This window comes from Polaribacter sp. Z022 (genome assembly GCF_023555495.1).
GTDB lineage: Bacteria > Bacteroidota > Bacteroidia > Flavobacteriales > Flavobacteriaceae > Polaribacter.
Genome location: NZ_JALCZO010000032.1, coordinates 1 through 881, shown reverse-complemented (window position 1 = coordinate 881; position 881 = coordinate 1). Strand labels below are relative to the sequence as shown.

Annotated in this window: 1 protein-coding gene; it reads left to right on the top strand. The window is 25.1% G+C overall.

Translation table 11 applies throughout. The features are described from left to right. The first annotated feature begins 39 nt into the window (after nucleotides 1-39). Complete coding sequence (locus tag MPF13_RS15450; protein ID WP_249983663.1) at nucleotides 40-738, top strand: hypothetical protein; 699 nt, start codon at nucleotides 40-42, stop codon at nucleotides 736-738. The last annotated feature ends 143 nt before the right edge of the window (nucleotides 739-881 follow it).

Genomic DNA, 881 nt, shown 5'->3' with positions numbered 1-881 from the left:
ACACAAACACGTTGGCAGTAATTTAAAAAACAAAGAAAATTGAAAGCATACTTTTCAAATATTATTCCAAAAATTCAGCAATTTTCAAAAAAAATTAATGATTTAGCTATATTAAAAAATCAAAATTGGGTTTTAATTGATGAATCTAATGACACAAAACATGTTTTTATATTTCGGGATAATAACCAAATTTTAATCTCAAAAAATGGAAAGGTTAAAAGAGAAAATTGGGAATACATTGGAGAAAATAATTTACTAATTGATATTGATGGTGAGAGTTATTTATTCAAACATGGTTTTTTAGACGAAAACATATTTGCTTTAAAAATGGATAGTAAAGACAATTATGTTTTTTTGATTAATGAATCTAAATATGGATTTGAAATTAATAATGTATCAGACATAAATGAATTTTTAATTGAGAATTACTTGAGTCAGAACCAAAATAGTCTAAATGCTCAAATAAGTAATAATTACAAAATTAAAAAAGTAAAAAACAAAAGAGCTTTTTTTGGTCCTATATGGGAAACTTATAAAATTCGTTTCAATGATAGATTAAAAGGAGAAATCTATGTGAGTAAAACAAGTAAAAAGGCATATTTTACTGATAACATCAATTATACCTCAGAAATGAAAAGATATTATATTAATTCTGAGTACTGTATATCTGCCCTACATCAATTTTTGAAATCAGGTAAAATTTCCAAAGATGGATTAGTCGAATCACTAATATCATAATAAAAAACTACTGCCAACACCGTGTATAAAAAATTGCTTATTTTTAGCTTAATCAAAGTTTGTTACAATTTTTGTTACTTCTGATTTTCCTGCGGAAAATCCTCGAGCACAAAAATCGCAACTTTCTATAACACAAACACGTT